The sequence below is a fragment of the Alterinioella nitratireducens genome (genome assembly GCF_013155465.1).
GTDB lineage: Bacteria > Pseudomonadota > Alphaproteobacteria > Rhodobacterales > Rhodobacteraceae > Alterinioella > Alterinioella nitratireducens.
Window position 1 is genome coordinate 18,111 of sequence record NZ_JABJVX010000010.1, and the last position, 14,762, is coordinate 32,872.

The 14,762-nt window shown below is 66.6% G+C and carries 13 protein-coding genes and 1 other RNA gene; 3 read left to right on the plus strand and 11 right to left on the minus strand.

Annotated elements, in window-relative coordinates; all coding sequences use genetic code 11:
- Positions 1–11 precede the first annotated feature (11 nt).
- Genes HNS34_RS15325 through HNS34_RS15340 form a run of 4 tightly spaced genes read right to left on the minus strand, consistent with a single transcriptional unit; the run spans position 12 to position 3,035 of the window.
- Positions 12–1,115 carry a dimethylsulfoniopropionate demethylase gene (locus HNS34_RS15325; protein WP_172320976.1) on the minus strand — a complete coding sequence of 368 codons (1,104 nt, stop codon included), beginning with the start codon at positions 1,113–1,115 and terminating at the stop codon, positions 12–14.
- Positions 1,115–1,621, minus strand: a complete 507-nt coding sequence (locus HNS34_RS15330; protein WP_172320977.1) for a DinB family protein — start codon at positions 1,619–1,621, stop codon at positions 1,115–1,117. Before HNS34_RS15330 ends, HNS34_RS15325 begins: the two co-directional genes overlap by 1 nt.
- A complete protein-coding gene (locus HNS34_RS15335) occupies positions 1,621–2,286 on the minus strand; it encodes a DUF1326 domain-containing protein (protein ID WP_172320978.1) in 666 nt (221 codons plus the stop codon). The genes HNS34_RS15330 and HNS34_RS15335 overlap by 1 nt, the downstream gene beginning before the upstream one ends.
- Before the next feature lie 11 nt (positions 2,287–2,297).
- Positions 2,298–3,035, minus strand: coding sequence for a DUF2182 domain-containing protein (locus HNS34_RS15340; protein WP_172321053.1), 738 nt, complete (start codon positions 3,033–3,035; stop codon positions 2,298–2,300).
- A gap of 88 nt (positions 3,036–3,123) precedes the next feature.
- Here HNS34_RS15340 and HNS34_RS15345 point away from each other — a divergent pair, with 88 nt between their 5' ends.
- The gene (locus HNS34_RS15345; protein ID WP_172320979.1) at positions 3,124–3,849 is read left to right on the plus strand and encodes a FadR/GntR family transcriptional regulator; all 726 of its coding nucleotides are present in this window, start codon (positions 3,124–3,126) and stop codon (positions 3,847–3,849) included.
- 4 nt (positions 3,850–3,853) lie between these two features.
- Here HNS34_RS15345 and HNS34_RS15350 read toward each other — a convergent pair whose 3' ends face one another.
- On the minus strand, positions 3,854–4,495 hold the full coding sequence (locus HNS34_RS15350) for an LCCL domain-containing protein (RefSeq protein WP_172320980.1): 642 nt from the start codon (positions 4,493–4,495) through the stop codon (positions 3,854–3,856).
- A 95-nt stretch (positions 4,496–4,590) separates the two neighbouring features.
- Between HNS34_RS15350 and ssrA the strand changes: the two genes are divergently transcribed.
- Positions 4,591–4,945: a transfer-messenger RNA gene (ssrA, locus tag HNS34_RS15355) on the plus strand.
- 98 nt (positions 4,946–5,043) lie between these two features.
- Here the strand turns inward: ssrA and HNS34_RS15360 are convergent.
- Together HNS34_RS15360 and HNS34_RS15365 are read right to left on the minus strand one after the other, a co-directional pair.
- Positions 5,044–6,414 (minus strand): oligosaccharide flippase family protein, encoded by a 1,371-nt coding sequence (locus tag HNS34_RS15360; RefSeq protein ID WP_172320981.1) that lies wholly within the window; start codon positions 6,412–6,414, stop codon positions 5,044–5,046.
- Positions 6,411–7,232, minus strand: coding sequence for a glycosyltransferase family 2 protein (locus tag HNS34_RS15365; RefSeq protein ID WP_172320982.1), 822 nt, complete (start codon positions 7,230–7,232; stop codon positions 6,411–6,413). The genes HNS34_RS15360 and HNS34_RS15365 overlap by 4 nt, the downstream gene beginning before the upstream one ends.
- Positions 7,233–7,309: 77 nt before the next feature.
- Here HNS34_RS15365 and epsE point away from each other — a divergent pair, with 77 nt between their 5' ends.
- Positions 7,310–8,521: an exopolysaccharide biosynthesis GT4 family glycosyltransferase EpsE gene (epsE, locus tag HNS34_RS15370; RefSeq protein ID WP_172320983.1), complete on the plus strand. Its 1,212-nt coding sequence runs from the start codon at positions 7,310–7,312 to the stop codon at positions 8,519–8,521.
- Here epsE and HNS34_RS15375 read toward each other — a convergent pair.
- The 4 genes from HNS34_RS15375 to HNS34_RS15390 form a co-directional block, all read right to left on the minus strand.
- Positions 8,497–11,274, minus strand: coding sequence for a calcium-binding protein (locus HNS34_RS15375; RefSeq protein ID WP_172320984.1), 2,778 nt, complete (start codon positions 11,272–11,274; stop codon positions 8,497–8,499). The genes epsE and HNS34_RS15375 overlap by 25 nt on opposite strands.
- Positions 11,261–12,580: a glycosyltransferase family 4 protein gene (locus HNS34_RS15380; protein ID WP_172320985.1), complete on the minus strand. Its 1,320-nt coding sequence runs from the start codon at positions 12,578–12,580 to the stop codon at positions 11,261–11,263. The genes HNS34_RS15375 and HNS34_RS15380 overlap by 14 nt, the downstream gene beginning before the upstream one ends.
- Positions 12,577–13,965 carry a hypothetical protein gene (locus tag HNS34_RS15385; protein ID WP_172320986.1) on the minus strand — a complete coding sequence of 463 codons (1,389 nt, stop codon included), beginning with the start codon at positions 13,963–13,965 and terminating at the stop codon, positions 12,577–12,579. Before HNS34_RS15385 ends, HNS34_RS15380 begins: the two co-directional genes overlap by 4 nt.
- 134 nt (positions 13,966–14,099) lie before the next feature.
- Positions 14,100–14,714: a sugar transferase gene (locus HNS34_RS15390; protein ID WP_407925871.1), complete on the minus strand. Its 615-nt coding sequence runs from the start codon at positions 14,712–14,714 to the stop codon at positions 14,100–14,102.
- Between the last annotated feature and the right edge of the window lie 48 nt (positions 14,715–14,762).

Here is a 14,762-nt window from a genome sequence, read left to right on the forward strand (position 1 = left end):
TCATCTCTCCTTCAGGTCCAGAATGTCTCATAAACGGTCGCGGCCTGCACGCCCGTGGGCGTCAGCACATCGACCTCGGTGAACGCGTCCCAATGGGTCATGCGGATCATGCCGATGGCCACATTGGTGCCGTGGTCGGGCGACCAGGCGGCGCTGCTGATATTGCCGACATGGGCGGCGCCCGCCATCACCGGCCAGAGTCGGTCACAGGGCGGCACCGCAGGCCCATGTATCTCGACCGGCCTGATCTGCTGCACCGGGCCTTCCTTGACCACGCGCAAAAGCGCATCGCGCCCGACGCAGCCGATCGCGGTGGTCGTGTTGCAGAACCGGCCGAGCCCGCATTCATGCGGCGTGTTGTCGTCGGTCATGTCATTGCCGTAGCTCAGCAATCCGCCCTCGATCCGCTCGATCAGATTGGGGCATCCCGCATGGACATCCAGGTCACGCCCCGCCTCCATCAGCGCGTTCCACAGCGGCATGCCGATATCGCTGCCCTCGACATAGATCTCGAACCCGCCCTGCTTGGAGTAGCCCGAGCGCGCAACGACAAGGCCGCGGCCCTGGAACTGCAGCCGCTTGAAGCGGAAGAACCGGATGTCGCGCACGGCATCGCCGAAGACGCGCGCCATCAGATCGTCGGCTTTCGGCCCCTGCACCGCCAGCGGCGACACGTCGGGCTCATCTATCAGCACATCCAGCCGGTAGCCCTGCGCGATTCCCTTGACCCAGAACAGCAGGTCGCTGTCGGCGATGGAGATCCACCAGCGGTCCTCGTCCAGCTTGACGGCAACAGGATCGTTCAGCATGCCGCCGGTTTCATCGACGATGGGCACGTAATAGCACTGGCCCGGCACCATCGGACGCAGATCGCGCGGGGTCAGCATCTGCATCAGCCGCGCGGCATCCGGCCCCCTTATCTCGACCTGGCGTTCACAGGCCACGTCCCAGACCTGCACGGCCTGCTTGAGGTGGTGGTAATCCTCGGTGATCGAGCGGAACACGGTCGGCAACAGCATGTGGTTGTAGACCGTGTAGCCCTTGACGCCCGCCGCCTCGACCCCGTCGGAGAACGGCGTGCGGCGCAGGCGGCGCGAGAGGGCGATCTGCGGCATCAGGCCACCTCCGGCAGGAAGGGCAGATCGGTCGCCCCCAGGCGCGCGCCCGCCGCCGTCAGCATCGCGTGGACCTGGCCCCGGTGATGCGTCTGGTGGTTGAACATATGGGTGATCAGCATGGCGCGGGGGCGGGTCATCTCCGTGCCCAATGCGCCCGAATACCAGGTCAAGTCGCCCTCCAGGTCGCGCGATCGAACCCGCCCGGACCAGTCGCCGATGCGGGCATCCGCCGCGCGCCGCGCCGCCCGCAACTCCGGCCAATCCGCGACCATGCCGGGGCTGTCGGGAATGCCGCCCTCAGGCGCGTCCCAGCCGTCAAAGCGGCTCATCCAGATCGTGTCGGCCCAGAGGATATGGCAAAGCGTGCCATGGATCGAGCCGAAGAACGCGCCGCGATCCAGCCGCCGCCCATCTTCATCCATAACATCAGCTGCATCGTATATCATACTGTTCTGCAACTGATTATAGCGCGACATCGTGGCGATGTAATCCGGTGTGATCATCACTTTGGTCCGTGCCAGTCGATCTGGCAGATCTCGGCGGAGCGCCCGTCGAAATCCCAGACCCGGCCATGGCTGCGCACCTTGCCCTTGGTCGCGGTCGCCACGGTGATATCGGGCCCCATCCAGTATTGCGTGTTCTTGATCACGATGTCCTCATCCGCGCTTTTGCCCGGCACCGGGTGCACCACGCCCTGGATCTTGCGGCCCACGGTGATGTGGCGGGTCTTGCCTTCGGTCTCGTAGCTGACCGGCTGGCGCTCGACCCCGATGATCTCGCCCACCAACACGCTGAAGAGGCCCGTGGTCCCCTTGGCCTTGCCCGAGAAGATGTCGCAGATCGCGTTGTAGGCGGCGTCATCGGCGCGCTCGTCGATGAAAAGCGCGACCTTCCAGTTGCCACGGCCCATCATGCCGGGGATCTCGATGAGCAACCCGATATTGAGGCCCGACAAGTCCACGTCGCCGTAATGCCCGCTGTCGATGCGCACGCCGCCCCAGGTCTGGCAATGGCCTTCCGTCGGCGGGTGCTTGCCGAGGCTGACGACGCAGGGGCAGAAGACGGTGCAGTTGCAGTTGAGGATCAGCTCGCCCTTGATGCCCCATTCCACCGTGCCGAGGCCGGATTTCGGGGTGGCGGGATGCCGGTTGTCGATCTTTGTGGTCATTCTCTTCCCTTTCAGATGCCGGTGGCGGCGACCCAGATCGCCGCGATGATCAATGTTGCGCCCAGGGGGCGGGTCAGCCAGCGGCCGATCTGGGGCAGTTTCTCAAGCACCATGATCAGTGTCGCCAGCCCCATGAAGGCCAGGTTCGCCATGCCGCCGACAAAGGCGAGCAGCATCAGCGCCCAACAGCAGCCGAGGCAGACAAGGCCGAGGCGCAGCCCGTTGCGCCAGGGGCCCTCCTCGAAATGCTGCATGAAGAACGTAAGCGGCGCGCGGCATTTGGACAGGCACGCCTCCTTCGCGGGCGAGACCTGGTAAAGCCCCGCAACCGCCAGCAGGCCCGCCGATAGCAGGGCCGAGCGGCTGTCGCCAAGGCCGGTGACCAGATCGGCGCCGATCAATGCCATCTGCGCCGCGCCCGCGATCACCGAAAAACCAAGCCAGACCGCCAGATACCCCGCGACCAGTGGCCAGAACCTTGTCGTCGCGCCGCTATGGGAGAGATCGTCATAGGTGGCAAAGGCCGGCAGCGCCGTGGGCGCCATCATCGCGGCCGACATCAGCGCCCACATCGCCACCACGCGCCCATAGCCCGTCAGATCGGGCGTCACCGCGCCATGCCCGATCCAGAATTGCCCGCCGCGCCCATGACCGCCAGCGCCGATCCCGGCGGGCAGCGTCATGAAATAGAGCAAAACCCAGGCGGCAAGGATCAGCCCGAACAGCGTCAGCCAATGCGGTGCCCCCATGGATCTGATCCGTGCTGCGATCACGCCAAGCCCTCCCACGCGACTCAAGCCTTGCGTTTTAAATGTCAGACTTTTAAATGTCTGACAAATGAAAATCGACCCGACCTTCCCCGACCTTTCGGCGCAGATCGCCCGCGCGATCCGCGATGCCATCATCTCCGGCGACCTGATTGTCGATGAACGCCTGCCGTCCGAGGCGGAACTGGCCGAGCAATTCGCGGTGTCGCGTTCCACCGTGCGCGAGGCGCTGAAACGGCTGGCGGCACAATCGCTGATCCGCACCCAACGCGGCGCGTTCGGCGGGGCCTTCGTGAACCGTCTCTCCTATGAGGAGGCGTATGGCCAGCAGATCACAACCTCGACGCTCCTGCTGTCGATGAACGCGGTCAGCTTCGATGTCGCCTGCGAGGCGCGGTTCGCGCTGGAACGCGCCTGTGCGCCGCTTGCCGCCGCGCGCCGCAGCGCCGACACCCTCGCCACGATGCGCGCCGAGATCCACCGGCAATCACAGCCGGGCCTGACCGATGAGGCCTTCTGTGCCTCGGACGTGGCCTTTCACCGCGCGCTGGTCGATGGCGCGGGCAATCCGGTGCTGTCCTATCAACTGGCCGGTGCGGTCGAGGCGATGCAGCCCCTGATGAACATGATCACCTTCACCGCGCGGAGCCGCGAAGAGATCGTGACCCTGCACGGCGCCATCGCGGATGCGATCGAAAAAGGCGACGGGCCGGGGGCCTGCCGCCAATTGGAAGCGCTGGAGCGCTACACGGTCACCCTCGCCCGCTCGGTCATGGCCGAACGGGCGAAGGCGTGACGCCTCAGTTGCGATCGAAGATGATCGACCGGCCCCACGAGCCGTAATCGCTGGTCGTGATACCGTTCCAGTTCGACCCGCGATAGGATTGCAGACCGGGGGCCGCCAGGACGCGCACATTCCCGCCCCCCGCGCCGATAACGCCGGAATGTTGGGCCGCGGCGCAGATATTGCTGTCATCGGTATAGGTGCCGGTGCCCCAGACGGTCCCGTTTGCCGCACCCGGCGCACAGGAGCAGACATAGACATCCTGGCCCTGAGGCATCCGCCCGCAGGCCTGACCGCCGCCCGACTGAACGCCATAGACCGAGAAGCTGGAGCCGTACTGACCCCAATTGCTGGTGCTGACGCCATTGGCGCTGGAGCCGGGATAGCTGCTCATCCCGCCCGACATCGTGACCTGGACCATGCCGCCGCCCGAACCGATCGCGCCCGCATGCTGCGCGGCGCGGCAGATATTGCTGTCGGCGGTATACGGTCCCGACCCCCAGACCGCACCGCTGGTCGCGCCGGAGCAGGAACAGATGGACGTGCCTTGCAGGGACATGGCATTGGTCGGACAGGCCCCTTGCGCCATCGCGCCAGTGGCGCCGATGACCATGAAGATAGCGGCCAGAACGGCAGCCTTTGCTCTTTCGAACTGCATGTAAACTCTCCTTTTTGAAAAATATCCGGGTATTTCGATGCGGACCCGGAACCAGTTTATGCCAAGGGTGGAAATTGACCAAGCCGCGATGCAGCATGCTTGAACCGCGCCGCGCCCTGCCCTATATTCGGAGTGTTCCCGCAAGGGGGCTATGGACATAAACGCGCTCGTAATAAGCGGATCGGACCCGGGGGCGGTACCCGGCGGCTCCACCAATATCCTTCGTTTGGGGATCATGGGGCCGAAACAGGATCGACGAACGTCTAAAGGGGTTAGCTTTGTCTCGGCTGTCTGCCACCGTTACCGGCGAAAACAGTACAATTGCAAACGACAATCGTGCTCCGGCAATGGCTCTGGCTGCGTAAGCAGTTCGAGTCGCCGAAACTTAAGTCCTTGTGCCTAGCAGCGTAAGGCGGGGTTCGCAGGCACCTGGCAACAGAAGCCTGCACTTTCCCTTCTTTCAGAAATCACGGGCCGTAAACCTCCGTCGATGGGTTTTCCCCGCGCGGGGTCGACCCCGCGCAGCCATGGGCCGCATCGACGTGCCGTCACCCCGGCTGAAACGCCGCCAGCGCCGCGACCAGGGGCCAGTTCCACCACAGCGCCAATGCGGCCAGCGCGCCACCGAGGGCGAAATAGGCGGCGTCATGCGCCGGATCCCAGGCCGCTTGCCGAGAGGCCAGCCAGCCAACGACGGGATGTGCCGCCAGCATCGCCGCCCCCTGCCCGATCAGCACGCCCGGCAGACCCCAGAGGTTGACCCCGATCACCATGGCCGAGACCACGAAGACGGCCCGTGTCGCGGCCAGCACGAAGAACCGCCGGCTGTCGCCCGCCGCCAGCGCGGCCTGGTCGTAGGTCACACCGATGATTGCGGGAATTTGCATCGCGGAGATCAGGACCACGACGCCCCCCGCCGCGATGTAACGCGGGTCGTAGAGTGTCTCGATCAGCCAGCCGCCAAAGAACGCGGGCACCATGACCAGCGCGATCATGCCACCGGTGGCCAGCACCCGCATCCGGCGCAACCGCAGGAAATTCGCGCGGCTCTCCCCCGGCGGGCTTTCGCGGTAGATCGGGATCATCACCTTGCGCACCACGACCGAGCCCATCATCAGAGGGAACGAAGCCCAGAAGAAGCCGATATTGTAGATACCGAAATCATGCGTGCTGAGATAGCCGCCGATCACCACCTTGTCGGCCTGCCCGATGGCAAAGCCCGCGATGGTGCTCAGGAACACCCATTTTCCGAAATGGATCAGTTCATGGCGCGCAGCGGCCTCCCACCGCAGGCGGTTGCGCTCACCCGGCAGGAAGAGGTCGAACAAGATCACCTGCGCCGCCGAGGAAACGACGCCCGAGATCACCAGCGCCCAGACGCTCTGCCACCACCAGGCCAGCGTAATGGCCACGACCAGCCCGATGATCTGGGTCAGTATGTCCAGCACCGTCACACGGCCCGCGCGCAGGTGCCGGTTGGCGGTCTCATGGCGCGTCGGCAGAAAGCCCAGGATCAGCTGCGTCAGTGCGGCGACCGGCAGGTAATAGACCAGGTCCGGTTCCCCGAAATAGAGCGCCATGGGCCAGGTCAGCACGCAGGCCACAACGAAGAGGCATCCCCCCCGGATGATCTGGATCGTCCAGGCGGTGTTCAGGAAATCGCGGTCGTCGCCGCGTTTGCTTTGCATGATCGCGGGCCCGACGCCGACATCCGAGAACATCGCCAGCCCCATCAGGAAGACCGAGACCATGGCCATGACCCCGAAGGCCTCGGGGAAGAGCAGCCGGGTCAGGATGAGGTTCGAGGCCAGCCGCAACACCTGCCCCGTGCCGAACCCCATCAGGTTCAGCCCCGCGCTGCGGGTGGCGCGCGCCATCAGGCCCGAGCCTTGCGTGAGGTTGCGGAAACTGGCGATCATCGGCCCCGGCTCCAGGTTTTCGGCGCGGGCAGGGCCTTCACCGCCAGCGCCACGGATGCGTAGGTGACAAACCCCATCGGGTCGCGAAGCGCAAGCCGTGCGATGCCGCTCACGCCAAGTCGCGGCGTGTCGACATTGGCACGCAGATCGGGGTATTTCGCCGCGATCTCGGCCACGCCCGCATCCTGACGGCGGCGCACTTTCACGAGTGCGCCGAAGCCTTCCGCAACTGGCCAGTCATAACCCGCATCGACAAGGTGCCGCTCCCCCGGCGCGAAGTGCAGCCGCGCGTAGGTGTCATCCGAGATGATGGGCGGGAAATCCCCCCACCGCGCGCGCCCCGCCGCGTTCACGGCAAAGAGCCCGCATCCCGGCACGCCCCGCGCCATGAAGGGCAGACACTGCCAGAGCCGCGCATAGCGGCGGCTGGTGGCGCATCGCGCGGTGATCCGCACCCGTCCGCTGGCATAGGCGGGCGCGTCTTGGTCCAGCACGCGCCAAAGCGCGGCCAGCATATCAGGCGCGACCGTCACATCGGCATCCAGATAGACCCGCGAGGCAAACCGCGCCGCCGCGTCGCCCGCGTTGAGCGCCCCCGGCTTGCCGCCCTCAGCCAACTCCAGCACGGTGTAGGGCCAGCCCGTCGCCGCGAACGCCCCCGAAAACCCGCGCGCCACATCGGCGGTCGCATCCGTGCAGCCATTGGCGACCACGATCACCTCGACCTGTGCGCCCACGGGGCTAGAGGCGAGGAGGGCCTGCAACGCAGTCCCGAGGAGCCGTTCCTCCTGATGCGCCGGGAGGATGACCGAGATCATGCGCGCGCCCTTTTGCCTTTGACGCCACGGGCAAACTTCCGCAGTTTGGCAGCGTTCCTACCCGCAAAGGCCCCGACGTGACACGCAAGCTTGGCTACCTGGTGCCGCAATTCCCCGGCCAGACGCATATCTTCTTCTGGCGCGAAATCGCCGAGCTTGAGGCGCGCGGGGTCGAGGTGCATCTCTTCTCGACCCGACCGCCGCCACCCGGCCTCGTCGCGCATGACTGGTCCGAAAGGGCGATGGCGCGCACCACCTATCTGGGCAAACCGGACGTGATGGCGGGGCTTGCCGCCCTGCCCCGCCTGCCCTGGCGCGAGATGCGGCGCGAAGGGGCCACGCTGACGGATATCGCCCTCTCCGCCCCCGCCGCGATGCGCCTTCTGCGGGCCTGCAAAAGGCGCGGCATCGCTCATGTCCACGTTCACTCCTGCGGCCGCGCGGCCTTGCTGGCGGCGATGGCGCGGGCCATGGGCGGGCCGGATTATTCGCTGACCCTGCACGGGCCGCTCTCGGATTACGGGACCGCACAGGGGTTCAAATGGCGCAATGCGGCGTTCGCCACGATCATCACCCGCAAGCTGATGGCCGAGATGCGGGCCGATCTGCCCAACGATCTGCCCGAGCGGCTGATGATCCAGCCGATGGGCGTCGATACCGATGTGCTCTCCCCCGCCGAACCCTACCAACCGGTCGCGGATGGAGAGACCCTGCGGCTCTTCTCCTGCGGCAGGCTCAATATCGTGAAGGGGCATCAGGATCTGATGGAGGCCGTCAGGCTCCTGCGCGACCGTGGCCGCGACGTGACGCTGGCCATCGCGGGCGAGGATGACGCGGGCGGCACCGGGTATCGCCATGTGCTCGAAGCGAAGATCGGCGAATTGGGCTTGCACGATCACGTCCGCCTGCTCGGCCCGATCGACGCAGGCGCGGTCAAGCGCGAAATCCAGCGCGCGCATGTCTTTGCGCTGGCCAGCTGGCACGAGCCGCTTGGCGTGGCGCTGATGGAGGCGATGTCCTGTGGCATTCCGACCATCGGCACGGATGCGGGCGGGGTGGCGGAACTGATCCGCGACGGGGTGGACGGCGTGCTTGTCCCGCCCAAATCGCCCGAGGCGCTGGCGGGCGCGATTGCCGCGCTGGCCGATGATCCCGACCGGGCGCGCAAGCTGTCCGGGCAGGGCCGCGCGCGGATCGTCGAGGGGTTCCACTCGGGGCGCGGCGCGGAAATGCTGATCGGCGCGGTATGGGGCGATGGTCCGGATCACTCGGCGGGCTCCAACGCGTAGAGCACGCCGGGCTCGCCGGTGAACTCCACCGCCTCGACCGAGACCAGCCGCGTGGGCAGCGTCCGGCTGTTGAGGATGCGCAGATCGCCCTCGGCCACCAGCGCGTAATCCGAGGCCAGCCCCGGCAATACCGCCCGATCCTGCCCCGCGCCCCCATGCGCGCGGTCGCCCGGCGTCAGGATCATCACGTCATCGCCCGGACCCGCCAGCATCACGTCGCTCTCCTCCGTGCCTTCAAGCCGATCGCCTGCATCGCTGCCATGGATGTAGCGCCCCTGTGCGAAGGCCCCCTCGGGGCGGTCTTCCCATCCTCCGCCTGCGGTAGCGTTGTAGTCCATCAGGGTTGCCCAACGCGGGTTGGCATCCTCAAGGTGGCGCAACGCGCCCCAACTGCCGAAGCGCGTCGGCGCTGACACATCCACAAAGGCGTTGAACAGGGTGCCCCCCGCCGCGCGCCAGCCCGCCAGCAGGTCGGCATGGATCGCGGCCATGTCCTGACTGTAATTGTAGCGGGTGAAGAACGCCGTGAGCGTCTCATCCTCCACCGCCGCGCCATGGCCCACCACATGGGTGCCGCCCTCATACATGATCAGCCGCAGCCCGTAGCGCTGCGCGACCTCGGCGTGGTAGGGAAAGAACTCCTCGATCAACTCGGCAACGGACCCGTCGCGCAGGGCCGCCGTCGCCTCTTGGGTCGCGGTGCCCTCTTCGATCCAGCCGCGCAGGCGATCAACATACTCCTCCGTGCCCAATTCATAGCCGAAATAGCCGCCAAGCGCGTAGGCGTCGAAACTGGCGGCGGGCGGGTCCAGGCCTTCGGCTTGCGCAAGCGGGGCCTCCAGCAACCCCTCCTCCAGCCCCGGCCAGGCGGTCTGGGTGGAAATGACACGGATCAGCCGGTGTTCCTGGCCCGCGAAGACCTCGCCCCAGATATCGGCCATCTGCGCGGCGCGGAGCCCGCCATATTGCATCCAGGCATCGCCCTCGGCCCCGTCCCACCGCGCGGCGGCCTGTTCCCCGGCCCAACGTGCTTGCGGGAAGATGAAATTCCACGCCTCGTTCGACCATTCGACATAGGCGATGAGGTCGGGGTCCAGCTCCGCCTCGACATAGTCTGCGAAGGCCCGGTAATAGGCGTTATCGGCCCGATGCGGCAGGGTGAACCACGGATCGGCGCCGATTTCATTGGCCAGCCGGACCAGCAATTCCACCGGCACGCCGCGCCTTATATAGGTGTAGTCGGTGACGCGCGGGCGGTCGTCCCAGACCTCCTGTTCCGAGCCGTTCGTATCCATCCAGTCCATGAAGCGCACCACGCGGAGATCGCGGATGCGCCGGGTCCAGTCGGGGTTGAAGACCTCGCCCAACTCATAAAGCGCGATGTGATCCTCGCGCAGGACGGTGATGTTGCGGATCGGATCCTGCGCATCCGTCGCCCGGATGATCAGCGCGACCGGCCCTTCGCCGGGGGTGAAGGAGAACCACGCCTGGCCCTCCGATACCGTCACGCCTTCCGCCCGCCCGCCGATGTCGAAATCGCCCTGCCCCTCCCAGGTCACGCGGTAGCGCGCGATGGTGTCACTGGCCCCCTCCGGCAGATCGGTCAGGATGAAGCTTTCCAGCCGTTCCACCCCCTCGGGCAGGCTGAGGGGCCAGCCCGCCGCGTCCAGATGTCCGCCCGCCTGCAGATCCTCGGCCGTCACCCCGCCCCATTGGCCGGGCAGATGCCCCACCCAGGGCCGGGCCGAGCGCATCAGGTCGATGAAAGGCAGTTGCGTCGACCAATCCGCGATCCCGTTCAGCCCCATCGCCAGCGCCGGATCGGTCAGACCCGTCGCAGGTGGCGTCCCGGCATGGTCGGGCCAGGCGCTGCCCGAGACCTCGGCCTGCACCAGCGCGGTGATCGCATCGTAATGCGTGGCCACGAGGGGGTGCACCGTGTCGGGCAACTCGATGCGCGGCGGCGCCTCGTCGTAGAGCGTTGCGTAGGTGACCAGCGCGGCCAGGAAATAGAGCGTCGGCGTGCCATGCGGCGCATCATCCTCGTAGATCCCGGTCACCGGAATCTCGGCCAAGGGCGTCTCGGTCAAGAGGCGCGACAGCACGCGGGCGGTGGGGATCAGGCGGATATCAAGCTCGGGCCGTTCGGCCTGCACCAGCGCCACGTAACGGCGGAACCAGTCGTGATACTCCCCTGCGTTATAGTCGTGATAGCGGCGCAATTGCCGGTCCGAGGGCGGAAAGCTATCGGCGATCAGGCTCATGTCCGACCAGCCTTCGTAGATGTAGAACCGGGCACCCGGGGCCTGGAAGGCGGTCCAGTCAAAGATGCGCAGGGTAGTCGATAGCGGCGACTGCCCGTCCGGGTTGTCCCAGGCATAAGGCGCGTCGGGGGCCTCGTCCTGGATGAAATTGCGGATGTTGAGGATGACCGTGTCAAAGCCCGCGCGCCGAAAGGCCAGGCGGTCACTGTCCCAGGCTTGCGGCACTTCCGCGAAGGACCAGTTCGGTTCGGGCGGCAGGTTGCCGGCAAACTCCGGCCCCGATCCGAACACACCGCTTGCCGCGAAGGACTGCCCGCCCGCCTCCGCCAGAAGGCGCAGCCAATGCGGCACGGTGGTCTCGTCGCTGCCCGAGACGTGGTTCATCAGCGAATTGCCATAGATGAAGGCGCGCGTGTCCTCGGCGCGGGTCGGCGCGGTCAGGGTGACGAGGACGGCCAGCGCAAGGGCGGCGCATTTATTCAGCGGCATGGGACTCCTCCGTCATGCGCGCGCCGAGCGGGTCCGGTCTTGGCAGGCCGGGGGTCAGAACCCAGTCATAGACCTGCGCGATCTGCGCCGCCTTGCGCGGCCATGTGTATTGGGCAGCCACGACCTTGCGGGCGGTGTGACCGGCGGCGGCGACCGCCTGCGCGTCATCGGCCAGCCGGGTCAATTCGCGGTGAAACCCGGCGACGATCTGGTCACGGGTTCCAAGCGGTACGGTCCAGCCCGTCCCTTCGGCCAGCAACTCGGCGGGCCCCGCGTAATCCACGATCAGCGAGGCCAGCCCCATCGCCATCGCCTCCAGCACCACGCCGCCGCCAAATTCGCGGATCGAGGGAAAGGCCAAGAGCTGCGTCTGCCCGGCCACGCCCTGCACATCCCCATGCGCCAGCCAGCCGTGGAAGGTCACGCCCGGAACCTCGGCGAACCGCGCCTTGAGGGCGGGCAGCATCGGGCCGTCGCCGATCATCTCAAGCCGCAGCCTGCCCGTGCGCAACAGGGGCTCCGCCGCCTCCAGCACCATATCCGGTCCCTTATAGGGCACCATCCGCCCGATGAAGCACGCGCGGAGCGGGCCACCCGCCGCAGGCGGGCCGGTCTGCGAGAAGCGGGCGGGATCGACGGCGTTCTCGGGCAGGTAGATCACCTTGCCCGCCACATCGCGCGGCAGTTCCGACGCGGTATGGCGCGAGCCCGCCAGGATCGCCGAGGCATGGCGCAGCGTCGCCCCCCGCCCGGGCAACGCCTTGTAGGCCCCGCGCAGGTAGCTCAGCCATTCCCGCTCCTGCCGCCGCGCGGCCTCGAACTGGCGCGGCCAGGGCACGCCGCCATTAAGCGGCCCGAGGACAAACGGCACGCCCGCGCGGGCGCATCTGGCGGCCAACGGGCTGGCGATGGTGGGCGAAAGCGGCGTCACCCGATGCACGATGTCATAGGCGCCCGCGCGGATCTCGGCACCGAAGCGCCGCCACACCAGCCGCTCGAAATGCGGATAGGAGAGCGCGTTGATGGCCTGCATCGTGGTCCAGCCCCGCCCCTCGCCCATGCGCAACTTCGACCCGAGCGCCCAGAGCGGGCGGGCCAGCGCCTCGGAATCGATGGCGGTGAAATCGCGCCCCTCGACCAGCCCTGATCGCAAGATCGCATCGCGGTTGCGCACCTGCGTGACCAGATGGACATCGGCCACCTCGGTCAGCGCGCGCGCCAGGGACCAGCCGATCAGCGGCACCGAGACCCATTCGGGGTTCGCCGCCTCGGCAATCACAAGGACTTTGGCGCGCACAGGGTTCATCGCCCCCCCAATATGGTTCGCAAGGGCGCAGGCCCCGGTTTTCGCGCCAGCTGCACCTCCTCTCCATAGCCAAGCAGCGCGCCCGCGATGAGCCAGGTCATCGGCGTGATGGTGGCATTGGGCAAGAGGTCGATCACGTTGATGACATGGATCAGCGCGAGGCCGCCAAGCCAGGGCGGGATAGCACCGGAGACAACCCCCGTGGTGCGCCGCCAGAGCAAGAGGATGGGCAGTGTCAGAAGGCCAAACTCGGCCAGGAACCCGACCCATCCATAGACGCCCATGGTGATGATCCAGCGGCCATCGGTCGTGGTCAGGATCGTGCCAGAGGCGTCATAGATATGGTTGCGCCCCCAGGAACCCCAGCCGAAGAAGGGCCGCTCCATCGCGCGGTCCATCAGGACGTTTTCATTGTCGAGGCGGAAGCGCAGCGAATTGGCGCGTTCCGCATCGACGCCTTCGGCCAGTTCCAGGATGCGGTCCTCGGGCACCGCGTCGCCCGCTTTCAGCACCGGATAGGCCAGCACCAGCAGCACCAGCGCCAGCGCCAGGTGCATCTGCATCCGCGTCGTCAGGAAGGCGATCGCGGGCGCGAAGGCGAAGCCGTAGAGGATCGAGGCCATGGATTTGCACAGGACCAGAACGCCCATCAGGTAGATCGCGCAGACCCACCAGGCGACGGCGCGGCGCGTGGGCTCGGACCTTGCGATGGTGACGGCGGCCAGAAGGCCGGACATGGCGAGGAAGGCCGCCCACAACCCATGGTAAAGAAAGACGATCGGGCGAAAGCCGCCATCGCGGATCATCTGCTCGAAACTGTGCTGGAAATAGCCATAGACCCAGATGTTGAGTTGCGGGCTGAGCCGGACCTCCAGCAGCATCGGCAACGAATAGATCATCGCGCCAAGAAAGACCGCCCAGAGAAGGTCTTTCAGGTCGCTGTCGCTGCGCAGGAAATTGCGCGCCAGCAGCAAGGGCGTGATCAACAGCGCCTGGTTGACCATCAGCGCGATGGCCTCGCGAAAGCGCAGCGCCGGCAGGGCGTGGCGGTCGAAATAGACCGGGTCCATATTGGTCAGGACAGTGGCCAGCGGGCTGGCGATGAAGATCACCACCAGCGCCTTGGCCACCGGGTGATCGGGCAGGAACCGGATGCGGCCCCGGTGCAGCACGAGGCAGGCCAGGAGGGCCACCAGCGAGGGGATGGTTTCCTTGGTCAGGGGCGGCATCAGCGGAAAATCGAAGCCCGCGGGCGGTGGCGGCAGGATCAGGTAGGCCGCGACGAGGCTCGCGATCAGCGCACGGCCCGGCGACAGCCTGACGAACAGCCAGACCGAGATCACCGGCCACAGGACCAGCATCAGGGACGCAAACGCATTGGGCATCGGGCGGTGTCTCTCTGCCTTTCCTGTCTGTCGTCGCAATCGGGCCATGTCCCCTCTTCGAGGGGCCGGGCCCGGGCATAGCGCCAACTTACGGCAGAATTATGCCTCCGGACAGGGCAAGACGGGTGGGCGTATCAGTGGCCGGTGCCGCGCAGCACCACGCTGAAGGTGCGCCAGATCACGCGCAGGTCGGTGCCCAGGGACAGTTCCCGGAAATAGGCCTGGTCGAAGCCGGCACGTTCGTGAAAGCTGCTGTCGTTGCGCGCCGAGGTCTGCCAGAACCCGGTGATGCCGGGGCGCATGACATAATATTCCGCGCCGGGATAGAGCCCGCGCTGGTTGCACATCATCGGGCGCGGGCCGACGATCGACATGTCGCCCATCAGCACGTTCCACAATTGCGGCAGCTCATCCAGCGACGACCGGCGCAGGAAGCGGCCCAGACGGGTCACGCGCGGGTCATCCTTGAGCTTCTGGTCGCGGTCCCATTCGGCGCGGGCCTCCGGGTTTTCGGCCAGGTAGCGGTCAAGCACACGGTCGGCATCGGGCACCATGGTGCGCAGTTTCCACATCCCGAAGACGCGCCCGTTCAACCCGATACGCGGCTGGCGGTAGAAGGGCATGGTGCGTTCGAAAAGGATCAGGATCAGCGCGAACCCGGCGATAAGAAACCAGGCCGGGATCGCCGCGAGGCAGACAATGGCGATATCAAGCACCCGCTTGGCATGGCGGCGATAGACCCCCCGCATGTTTTGCGGCGCGATCGGGAAGACGGCGTGGGGGGCCTTGCCTTCCGA